This is a genomic window from Streptomyces sp. MnatMP-M17 (assembly GCF_900091995.1).
Lineage (GTDB): Bacteria > Actinomycetota > Actinomycetes > Streptomycetales > Streptomycetaceae > Streptomyces.
This window is the reverse complement of sequence record NZ_FMDK01000352.1, coordinates 1-10,947: the sequence shown is the minus strand read 5'-3', so window position 1 is coordinate 10,947 and position 10,947 is coordinate 1. Positions and strand designations below refer to the sequence as shown.

The window sequence follows — 10,947 nt, the reverse complement described above, 5'->3', positions numbered from 1 at the left end:
CGCCGCCACTGACCCGCCCGGCAACCGATACGCCCTGGCCTTCGGTGAGCTGAATGTCGCGTTGGGGCGCCTGGACGTGGCGATGTACCAGGACGACTACGAGACGGCTGTACGCGTGGCCGACGAGGTGCGGCTTCCCGACTCCTATCAGCCCACCCGGGTCGCGGGATTCCTGATCAGAAAGGCCGGCGCAGAGGCCTGGACAGCACGCCACGACGCATCGCTCGCATCGCTCGAAGGGGCGCGGGAGAAGGCTCCGCAGCTCACCCGCTACCACCCTGAGGTGCATGAAACCGTCGGCACACTGCTGCGGGCGCGACAGCGGCCCGCGCCGGAGTTGCGCGAGTTCGCCCAGTGGAGCGGTGTATAGCGAACAGCATACGGAAAGTCAAGCTTCGGCGTCCCTACCTTAGGGACGTCGGGGCCTTGCTGCGTCGGCACGATCTAACGGTCAGCGCCCACCCTGTAACACCCGTACATGGAGCCGACCATGACGCAGCATCACCCGTTCGCCGTCAATCCCCGTGAGGACTGGCTGGCCTCCTCCAGCCGCCTGCCCGGCAAGGCCCACGACCACTGGTACCGCCAGGGCCGCCCCGCCCTCCTGCCCACGGGCGTCATCTTCGACGCCGTACGGATGCCCGCCGTGCTGGTCCACGCGGCGGTCGGCAGCGCCGAGCCCGACTCCGTGGCCGGAGAACTGAGCAAGATTCTCAAAGGCCCGGTGATCGCCGAGACGGGCTGGTACTACGCACTCGTGCCGCCCCGGACGACAGAGACATGGCGATCACCGCTGGCAGTGGTCCGTGGACGTGGCGCCTGGCTCACCGTCCCCCGTGTCGACCACACGAAGCCGAGACACAGCGGCTGTCACTGGTCGGTCCCTGTGGAACAGGTCGGCAAGCTGTGTGACCCGGCTGGTGCGGCCGAGCTGCTGCAAGTCGGCCGCGAGCGGCTGGAAGACAGCGAGCGGTGAGCGCCACCGCGTGGCAGTGGCGTGACGGAGGCAGCGGACCGGGTCACCTCCAGCGTGTTCTCGTCGTGGTGAACGGCCGGTTCCTTGCGGAGTACAACGCGTGGCTGGCACACACCCAGGAGTGCGCCACATGCAGCGGCCCCGACGGCCGGTGCAGGGAGGGCAGGACGCTATGGACGACGTACACGGACGCCCGTCCCGCAGGCCAGCACAGAAGCAGGCGTCAACCCATGGTGACCGGATCGCGACCCGCCGTGAGATCCGAGCGTGTGAACTTCATGACCTCCCGCCCCGGCTGCCGCATCACGCCTAGACTGACCCGGCCGCCACGGAAGGAATGATCACAAATGCGCCCCGCTCGGTTCCAGGACTTCACCCTCGATCTTGCCAAGAACAGCCCCGGTGTGACCCGCGTCCAGACCCTCGCGGAAGCCGGAGACACCAAGCACCCGTTCGGACTGGCGATCACGACCGGGGATGGTGAAGCACGGTGGCAGATCATGGGCCAGCTTGCCGAGGGCGAGAAGCATGAACACTCCGATGTTCCCGTCAACGGTGAGCCGGTTCAGGCAGTGGCGGACCCGGCGCCCGGCGATCACGAAGGCTGGCTCGCCGCGGCCATCGCGCGGGCGGAGTCTCCGGAGATCGCGAGCATCGAGCGCTGGTCGACCCGGCCGGGTGAGGGAAGCAGCCGCGGGCTGACGGTCGTGTTCCACAACGGGGCGCGTGCTTTCGTCCGGCAGCTGTAGTCCTCCCGGCCGGCGGCGGGGTAGGACGACGTACGTCACTTGTCAGCACCGCCTGCACAAGGAGGACTGATATGTCACCACGATTCGATCCCGGCCGCTGCGAGGGCACGTGCCCTTCATGCGGGCAGACGGTCGGCTCGCCCCCGGGACAGCCGGCCACCGGGCACCAGAAGCCCCACCCCAGCCGAGAAACCTGCCCCGGCGGCACGACCCAGTAGTAACGCGGGACACGCCCCGGCCGCACCCGCGGTCGGGGCGCTTCCATCTCCGTCCCACTCGCCGAGCGCACCACGCGGTGCGGTCGTGGACCGGTTCGGCTGCTCTGTCTACGGCCAATGCGTGACAAGCGCGTTCGGCATCTGCACCGGCACTCATGGCGACGGCTGCCCCCAACCCCCTTAAGCGCGGCCGGCGTTGTGACGTGCGGTGGGGCGGTTTCTGTATACGACCTTCTGCCAGAGGTCTTGACAAGTTGATTGGTCTGGACCACCTTTACGCCCGACGGTGGCCACCGTTCCCCCTCTCGGTACCTCCATCCCCGAACCCCCAGCGGAGGCAGCAAGTGGAACGTGCACCAGACGGCAGAGGTCGCATACGGACCTGGATCGGCGGGGCGGTTGCCGTGTTGGCCGCCGGAGCGCTGAGTGTGACCGGGCTTTCCGGGAGTGCGCAGGCCGCGGACATCAATGTCGCCAAGAACGCCGGTTACGAGTCCGGGCTCGCCAACTGGACCTGTTCCGCGGGCAGTGGAGCCACCGTCGGCTCGCCCGTGCACGGTGGCGCCGCCGCGCTGCGCGGTACGCCCGCCGGGCAGGACAACGCCAAATGCACCCAGGCCGTCGCCGTGCAGCCCAACTCCACCTACACGCTCAGCGCGTGGGTGCAGGGCGGATATGTGTACCTCGGCGCCGAGGGCACCGGTACGACCGATGTGTCGACCTGGACCCCGGACAGCTCCGGCTGGAAGCAGCTCACGACCACCTTCAGGACCGGTGCCTCCACCCGGTCCGTGACCGTCTACACCCACGGGTGGTACGGCCAGACGCCCTACTACGCCGACGATCTCTCCGTCTTCGGCCCCGACGGCGGCGGTGGCAGCGACCCCGGGCCGCAGATTCCCGCCGCGCCCGGCGGTCTCGCCGTCGGCTCCGTGACCTCGTCGTCCGTGACGCTCAACTGGAACGGTGTCTCCGGCGCGACCGGCTACAACGTCTACCGCTCCGGTACAAAGGTCCAGTCGGCGACCGGCACCTCCTCGACCGTGACCGGGCTGGCCCCGAACACCTCGTACGACTTCCAGGTCACCGCGACCAACGCGGCCGGTGAGTCCGCGCGTTCCGCCACGGTCACCGGAAGGACCGCGCAGGGCGGCGGCAACCCGCCCGGCAATCCCGCGGTGCCGAAGCACGCGCTGACCGGCTACTGGCAGAACTTCAACAACGGCGCGGCCGTCCAGAAGCTCCGTGACGTCCAGTCGCAGTACGACATCATCGCCGTGTCCTTCGCCGACGCGACGGCCACGCCCGGTCAGATCACCTTCAATCTCGACCCGGCCGTCGGCTACGGATCGGTGGCCGACTTCAAGGCGGACATCGCCGCGAAGAAGGCCGCGGGCAAGTCGGTGATCATCTCGGTCGGCGGCGAGAAGGGCAATGTCACGATCAACAGTGACGCCTCCGCCACCGCCTTCGCCGACAGCACCTACGCGCTGATGCAGGAGTACGGCTTCAGCGGCGTCGACATCGACCTCGAACACGGCATCAACTCCACCTATCTGACCAAGGCCCTGCGGCAGCTCTCCGCGAAGGCCGGCAGCGGACTGGTGCTGACGATGGCGCCGCAGACCATCGACATGCAGTCGACGTCGGGCGAGTACTTCAAGACGGCGCTGAACGTGAAGGACATCCTCACGGTCGTCAATATGCAGTACTACAACAGCGGTTCGATGCTCGGCTGCGACGGCAAGGTCTACTCCCAGGGCTCGGTGGACTTCCTCACCGCCCTCGCCTGCATCCAGCTCGAAGGCGGCCTCGCCCCGTCGCAGGTCGGCCTCGGCGTGCCCGCCTCCACCCGCGGCGCGGGCAGCGGCTATGTCGACCCGTCCATCGTGAAGAACGCGCTGGACTGCCTCGCCCGGGGCACCAACTGCGGTTCCTTCAAGCCCTCCAGGACGTATCCCGGTATCCGTGGCGCCATGACCTGGTCCACCAACTGGGACGCGACGGCGGGCAACGCCTGGTCCAACGCGGTCGGCCCGCACGTCCACGCGCTGCCGTAGCGACTCCATAGGACCTACGTAGCAGCACCGCAGCACCTCCGTCCGTACCGCCAGTAGCACCTGCCTGTACGTACACGGCAGCGCCGCCGCTCCCCCGGCGGCGCTGCCAGGGAGCCCCCAAGCCCCTCCGAGCCCCCCACAGGGCCGGCAGCGCCGTCGAACCCCACCCGACGGCGCTGCCGTGTGTCCGGCCCCGGCCGGACCTGCCGGAAGTGCTACCAGGGAAGGTCCCTTATCTGCTGTACGCACAGCACCACGAACAGCAGCCCGGCCGCCGCCAGCATCACATTGCTCAGCACACCGTTGCGCCATTCCCTCGGCGTACGGGAGGAGTTGAGCAGCCAGACCAAGGTGAGCGCGAGGAACGGCATGAAGAACGCGCCCAGCACGCCGTAGACCACCACCAGGCCGAACGGCTCGTCCAGGAAGAGCAGTGAGATCGGCGGAAAGGTCAGCCAGAGCAGATACACACGGAACCAGAACGAGCGTTCCCGCGTGCCGGACGCGATCATCTGCGCCGTGTCCTCCCGGCCGACGCCCATCCGCTCCCGGATGAAGCGGTCCACGAAGTCGGCGAACATCAGGCTCACTCCGTGCCAGACGCCGATCAGGGACGAGAAGGACGTGGCGAAGAAGCCGACCAGGAAGAGCTTCGCGGTGACGGAGCCGAAGCGGTCCTCCAGGACCGTGCCGAGATCGATCAGCCCCTGGTCGCCCGAGGTGAGGGCGATCTGGGACGAGTGCAGCAGCTCGGCCCCGATGATCAGCATGGCGATCACGAACAGCCCGGTGGTGATGTACGCGACCCGGTTGTCGAGGCGCATCACCTTCATCCAGCCGGAGTCGGTCCAGCCCTTGGCGTTCACCCAGTAGCCGTACGCGGCCATGGTGATCGTGCCGCCCACCCCGCCGATCAGCCCCAGGGTGTAGAGGAGCGAGCCGTCCGGCAGGACCGGAGCGAGGCCCGCGAACGCGGCGCCGAGGTCGGGCGCGACGCGGATCGCCACGTACACCACCACCACGAACATCACGCCGATCAGGACGGTCATGGCCTTCTCGAAGACGGCGTACCGGTTGAACCAGACGAAGACCAGACCGATCAGACCGGTGATGACCGCCCAGGTCTTGAGCCCTGGCCCGTCCGGGAAGAGCGCCACGATGGGCAGGGCGCTGGAGGACATGGCTGTGGCGCCGTAGACGAAGCCCCAGACGAGGACATAGACCGCGAAGTAGACGGTGGTCCAGTTGCCGAGGCTGCGCCAGCCGTCGAAGAGCGTACGGCCGGTGGCGAGATGCCAGCGGCCGGCCGCTTCGGCGAGGGAGATCTTCACAAGGCAGCCGATCACCGCCGCCCAGAGCAGGGTGTAGCCGAACTTGCTGCCCGCGATGAGCGTCGCGACCAGATCGCCCGCGCCGACGCCGGTCGCCGCGACGACGATCCCGGGACCGATGTACGTCCAACTCGACTTACGCGGACGGGAGATGGTCCCGCCGACCGCACCGGCTCCGCCTGCTCTGCTTGTCCCGTCGGCCTCACCGGCTTCGGCTCCGGCTCCGGCTCCGGCCCCGGCGCCTGCGCCAGTCGCACCCTTGTCGCCCGTCGCACCCGTGGTGTCCGCCATTCGTATCGTCGCCTCTCACTCGACCCCCCTCATGTGACCCACGTCACCAAAGCGGAGCAACGGTGATCGCGCAAGACCGCGTCCGGCCCGGCGGACGCGGCGGGATTCCGGATCCGGTGAATTCCCTGCCCGTGGCGGGAACGGGCCGAACGCGCCAGGCGTGTTATGCACCGCGCACCCGAATCGACCGGGGATCTGCGGGGGGAGTTCTGGCATGTCTGGCATGTCCGGGGTGAAGATCGAGCGGCTGGGTACGGACGACCCGGCGGCTCTCGGCCCGTACCGGATCATCGGCAGGCTCGGCACGGGCGGAATGGGCCGGATCTATCTGGCGCGCTCCGGCCGGCGGCTGGTCGCGGTCAAGACACTGCTCGCCGAGGGAATCGTCAGCGATGTCGACCGGCGCCGGTTCGCCCGTGAAGTGGCCGTGGCCCAGCGCGTCGACAGCGGCTATACGGCCCGGGTCCTGGACGCCGACGCCGAGGCGGCCCGGCCGTGGATGGCCATCGAGTACATCGCCGCGCCGTCGCTCGCCGAGCTGGTACGGACGGCCGGACAGCCACCGGCCTCGGCGGTGCGCTGGGTGGGCGCGGGAGTGGCCGCCGCGCTGGTCGCGCTGCACGGCGCGGGCATCGTCCACCGTGACATCAAGCCGCCGAACGTACTGCTCCCGCTGAACGGCCCGCGCGTCATCGACTTCGGGATCTCCCACGCCAGCGATCTCACCCGGACCAGCCTCACGCTCGGCACGATCGCGTTCACCTCGCCCGAGCAGGCCAGAGGCGAGCCGTCCACAGCGGCCTCCGACATCTACTCGCTGGGCGCGACACTCTTCCATCTCGCCGTCGGCCGGCCGCCGTACGCCCATGACGGCGACACGCTGGGACTGCTGGCCCGGGTGGCCAGAGGCGAGCTGGAGCTGAGCGGGCTGCCGCGCGAGCTGGACCAGCTCATACGTCCCTGTCTGGCGGCGGATCCGGGCGCCCGGCCGCGGCCCGCCGATGTCCTCGCGCAGTTCAAGGCCGCTCTCGTCGGGCTGCCGGTGTCGGACAGTGGCCGCCGATGGCTGCCGCCGCGCTGGACGGCGCTGATCGAGGCGTACGACCAGCAGGGCCGGAGGCTACAGGAGGGCGGCGGGCCCGGAGCGGCGTCGGGCGCGGGACCCGACGATCCGACCGCGGACCAGCGTACGCACGGCGTACGGGAACCGGACCCGACGCGCGAGTACACCGAGGCCCGCGCCGAGGCGGCGGAGAAGGCCGAGCGGGAGAAAGCGGAACGGGAACGGGCCGAGCGGGAACGCGAGCGCGCCGCCCGCGAGCACGACCGCGCGGAACGTGAACGGGCCGAGCGCCGGGCCCAACGGGAGCGCGTGGCCCGGGAGATGGCCGAGATACGGGCCGAACAGGAACGCGCGGCGCGGGAACGGCTCGAACGGGAGCAGGCCGAGCGCGAACAGGCCGAACAGGCCGCACGGAACAAGACCGGGCAGAAGGACACCAAGGCCGAGGGCCGGTCACGGGCGGCGGGATCGGCCAACGGGCAGGGCTCCACCGGGCAGGGCTCCCCCGCCGGATCACGCCCAGCAGGCGGACAGCGCCCGGCATCCGCCGCATCCGCCGCATCCGCCGCCACCGCCCGGGCGGCCACGACGAGCCCGGCGACTCCGGCCAAGAAGTCCTCCGGCAGCGGTGTGTTCCTCCTCGTCGTCGCCTTCGTCGTCATCTTCATCTGGCGCCCTTGGGAGTCCGAGACCTCCAGTACCTCGTCCTCCGGCGGTTCGTCGTCATCGAGCAGCGGGAGTTCCTACGGCGGTTCCTATCCCAGCGACACCTCCACGACGCCCGCTCCGAGCGCCGTCGACCTCGCCTTCCGTGCCGTACGGACCGGAGAGTGCCTCAGCTCGCACGACGACGGGTTCGGACGCTGGAGCGACGCCGTACCGAAACGTGTCGACTGCTCGGCGCCGGAGGCCTACAACCGCGTGGACCAGGCCGTCTCGGACACGAACGGTTCGGTCTGCGACGGCGGCGACGACCAGCAGACCTGGACGAACAGCGGCGACGATGGTGTGACCACCACGCTCTGCGTCTCCCGCAAATACGCTCCGGGCCAGTGCTTCGTCGCCAAGAAGAAGGACAACCGCGTCGGCGCCGGCCGTCTCCAGACCGTATGGAACTGCGGCGCCGGCTCGGTGCCCGAGGGCTACGCGTACATCATGCAGATCACCGGCTACTACGGGATGCCGTCGGACGGCAGCGACCCGAACTGCCCGGACTACTGGTGGGAGGTGGACGACGACGAGAACTACGTCTGCGCGAAGGTCACTTCGTGACGGTCGGCCCGCATGGAAACCGCCGGACATAGCCGCCGGACAGGGCCGCCGGACAGGGCCGCCGGACAGGGCCTAGATCACCAGACTCAGCAGCGCCGCCACGACGAAGCCCGCCACCGACAGGACCGTCTCCAGCACCGTCCACGACTTCAGCGTGTCGCGCTCCGAGATGCCGAAGTACTTGGCGACCATCCAGAAGCCGCCGTCGTTGACGTGTGAGGCGAAGATCGAGCCCGCCGAGATCGCCATGATGATCAGGGCGAGATGCGCCTGCGAGAAGCCCTGGCCCTCGACCAGCGGGACCACGATGCCCGCGGTGGTGACGATCGCGACCGTCGCTGAGCCCTGCGCCACGCGCAGGACGACGGAGATCAGCCAGGCCAGCAGGATGACCGGCAGCCCGACATCGTTGAAGGTGTCGGCGAGCGCGTCCGCGATACCGCTGCCCTTGAGGACCGCGCCGAAGACTCCGCCCGCGCCGACGACCAGCAGGATGTTGCCGACCGGCTTGAGCGAGGACGTGGAGACGCGCTCAAGCGAGGCACGGGACCAGCCCCGGCGGATGCCCAGCAGGTAGTACGCGAGCAGCAGCGCGATCGTCAGCGCCACGAACGGATGGCCGAAGAACTCGATCACCGAGCGGCCGGTCGACGGATCCAGCGCGATGGACGAGAAGGTCGCGAGCAGGATCAGGACGAGCGGCGTACCGATGATCGCGAGTACGGTCCCGAGCGCTACGGGCCGCTCCTGCGGAGTGACACCGGAGGCCCGCTGCTCGGCGGCGACCGCGGCCTTGGCCTCCGCCGCGGCCTCGACCATGTCCTGCGGAACGTCGACGAACAGCCGCTTCCCGATCCACGCGGCGTAGACCCACGCGGCGAGCACGGCCGGGACGCCGACGACGACACCCATCAGGATGACCCAGCCCAGATCCACCCCGAAGAGCCCGGCCGCGGCGACGGGACCGGGATGCGGCGGCAGAAAGGCATGGGTCATCGAGAGACCGGCGAGCAGCGGCATCGCGTACAGCACGACCGACTTGCCCGAGCGCCTGGCCGCCGCGTACACGATGGGCGCGAGGACGAAGATGCCGACGTCGAAGAAGACCGGGACACCGAAGACGACACCGGTGACACCCATGGCGAGCGGTGCGCGCTTCTCCCCGAAGAGATTCAGCAGCCGGGCGCTCAACACCTCGGCGCCGCCGGACACTTCGAGGATCGCGCCGAGCATGGTGCCCAGCCCGATGATGATCGCGACATGGCCGAGGATGCCGCCCATACCCGTCTCGATCATGGAGACGGCGGCGGACTTCTGGACCGTACCGAAGAGTTCGGTGACAGAGAGACCGGCGGCGAGGCCGACGGCTATGGAGACACCGAGGAGGGCGACGAAGGGCTGGAGCCTGACCTTGATGATCAGGAGGAGCAGGAGGGCGATACCGAGGGCGGCGACGGTCAGCAGACCGGCGGTGCCGTCGATGAGGAGCAGCAGACCACCGGTGTGGGGCGGTGTCTCGGGTGGCGCGTCGGCGGCCAGGAGCATGGGGGGACCTCTGTTCAGGGGATATAAGGGCATACGGCGGTGGTGTGCGGAGGCAGGTGGGATCGCGGTACGGCGGCGCCGCGTGGGCGATCGCCGTACCGGAGTTCGGGTTTCAGCAGCGATGGAGAGGCTCAGGGGACTCTCAGCCGAGGACGGCGAGTGCGTCGATCTCGATCAACAGACCCTTGGGCAGGCCTACATAGACCGTCGTACGCGCGGCAGGCGCCTCCTTCAGGCCCTGCTCCTCGAAGTACGCGTTGTAGATCGCGTTCATCTCGGCGAAGTGGTCCACGTCGGTGAGATAGACGCGCATCATCATCACGTCGTCCCAGCTCGCGCCGCCCTCCTCCAGGATCGCCCGGACATTGGCGAACGTCTGGAGTGTCTGCTCGCGCAGCGTCGGTCCCGCGACCGTGGGCGCCTGGCCCTCGACGGCGGGCAGGAAGCCGACCTGGCCCGCGACCTGGAGGATGTTTCCCTTCCGGACGCCGTGCGAGAACTTCGCGGGCGGAGCGGTGTGGGTGGCGGGCGTGAGAGCTGTCTTCTCGGTACCGGTCTTCTCGGTCATGCGGCACTCATCCTTTGGTGGCGTCCTTGACAGGCGTACTGCCGGAGTACTCCCGGCTGATGGCATCCGCGGTACGGCGTACCAGCGGAAGCAGAGTGAGGAGTTCCTCGGCGGTGACCACGACGTTCGGCGCGGAGACCGACATGGCGGCGACGGCCCGGCCGTCCGTACCGCGGATCGGCGCGCCGACGCAGTTGATGGACTCCTCATGGCCGCCGAGATCGGTGGCCCAGCCCTGTTCGCGCACGGTCGCCAGCTCCTTCAGGAAGGCGGCGGCGTTCGGCGTCGAACGGGACGTGTAGGCGGGATAGTCGAGCTTCTCCGCGACGGCGCGGCGCTCGGGCTCGGGAAGGTCGGCGAGCAGGAGCTTGGCCACGGCGGCGACGGTGATGGCGACGGGCTTGCCGATCCGTGAGTACATACGGACCGGATAGCGGCTCTCGACCTTGTCGATGTACAGGACCTCGTTCTCCTCGTACACGGCGAGATGGACGGTGTGCCCGATCTCCTCGTTGAGCGCGGTGAGGTGCGGATGCGCGATCTCGCGTACGTCCAGGTTCTCCACGGCCTCCTGCGCGAGCGCGAAGAGCCGGGCGCCGAGGCGGTAGCGCTGGTCCTGCTGGCGGTGGACGAGCCCGTGCTCATGGAGCGTACGGAGCAGCCGCAGCGCGGTGGACTTGTGCACACCGAGCCGGTCCGCGACCTGCCCGAGATCGGCTGGTCCCTGGGCGAGCAGCGGAAGGATGCTCAGCGCGCGGTCGACCGTCTGGCTCATGGGGTACGTACCTCCTGCTCCGTGGCCTCCGTCCAGCCGGGGCCGAGACGAAGTCTCCCCCACGCGCCGTCGTCGAGTCCCGCGAGCCGGTCGGCGTCC

The 10,947-nt window shown here is 69.2% G+C and carries 8 protein-coding genes and 2 pseudogenes; 5 read left to right on the top strand and 5 right to left on the bottom strand.

The window, feature by feature from the left end:
- The 4 genes and pseudogenes from GA0115259_RS16455 to GA0115259_RS16440 all read left to right on the top strand — a co-directional run.
- Positions 1-370, top strand: a pseudogene (locus GA0115259_RS16455) (DNA-binding protein); the annotation flags it as partial.
- Between the two features lie 120 nt (positions 371-490).
- Positions 491-976, top strand: a complete 486-nt coding sequence (locus tag GA0115259_RS16450) for a hypothetical protein (RefSeq protein WP_093597136.1) — start codon at positions 491-493, stop codon at positions 974-976.
- A 347-nt stretch (positions 977-1,323) separates the two neighbouring features.
- Positions 1,324-1,725, top strand: a complete 402-nt coding sequence (locus GA0115259_RS16445) for a hypothetical protein (RefSeq protein WP_093597133.1) — start codon at positions 1,324-1,326, stop codon at positions 1,723-1,725.
- Positions 1,726-2,371: 646 nt separating this feature from the next.
- Positions 2,372-4,003 carry a chitinase gene (locus GA0115259_RS16440; RefSeq protein WP_370747959.1) on the top strand — a complete coding sequence of 544 codons (1,632 nt, stop codon included), beginning with the start codon at positions 2,372-2,374 and terminating at the stop codon, positions 4,001-4,003.
- Positions 4,004-4,218: 215 nt separating this feature from the next.
- Here the strand turns inward: GA0115259_RS16440 and GA0115259_RS16435 are convergent, their stop codons facing one another.
- A complete protein-coding gene (locus GA0115259_RS16435) occupies positions 4,219-5,625 on the bottom strand; it encodes an Nramp family divalent metal transporter (protein WP_093597127.1) in 1,407 nt (468 codons plus the stop codon).
- Between the two features lie 214 nt (positions 5,626-5,839).
- Here GA0115259_RS16435 and GA0115259_RS16430 point away from each other — a divergent pair, with 214 nt between their 5' ends.
- Positions 5,840-7,960, top strand: a complete 2,121-nt coding sequence (locus tag GA0115259_RS16430) for a serine/threonine-protein kinase (RefSeq protein WP_093597124.1) — start codon at positions 5,840-5,842, stop codon at positions 7,958-7,960.
- A 72-nt stretch (positions 7,961-8,032) separates the two neighbouring features.
- Here GA0115259_RS16430 and GA0115259_RS16425 read toward each other — a convergent pair whose 3' ends face one another.
- The 4 genes and pseudogenes from GA0115259_RS16425 to GA0115259_RS41885 form a co-directional block, all read right to left on the bottom strand.
- Positions 8,033-9,505, bottom strand: a complete 1,473-nt coding sequence (locus GA0115259_RS16425) for a GntP family permease (protein WP_093597121.1) — start codon at positions 9,503-9,505, stop codon at positions 8,033-8,035.
- 142 nt (positions 9,506-9,647) lie between these two features.
- Positions 9,648-10,073, bottom strand: coding sequence for a RidA family protein (locus GA0115259_RS16420; RefSeq protein ID WP_093597118.1), 426 nt, complete (start codon positions 10,071-10,073; stop codon positions 9,648-9,650).
- Between the two features lie 7 nt (positions 10,074-10,080).
- Positions 10,081-10,848, bottom strand: coding sequence for an IclR family transcriptional regulator (locus GA0115259_RS16415; protein WP_093597115.1), 768 nt, complete (start codon positions 10,846-10,848; stop codon positions 10,081-10,083).
- Positions 10,845-10,947, bottom strand: a pseudogene (locus tag GA0115259_RS41885) (carbohydrate kinase); the annotation flags it as partial. The pseudogene GA0115259_RS41885 and the gene GA0115259_RS16415, both read right to left, overlap by 4 nt.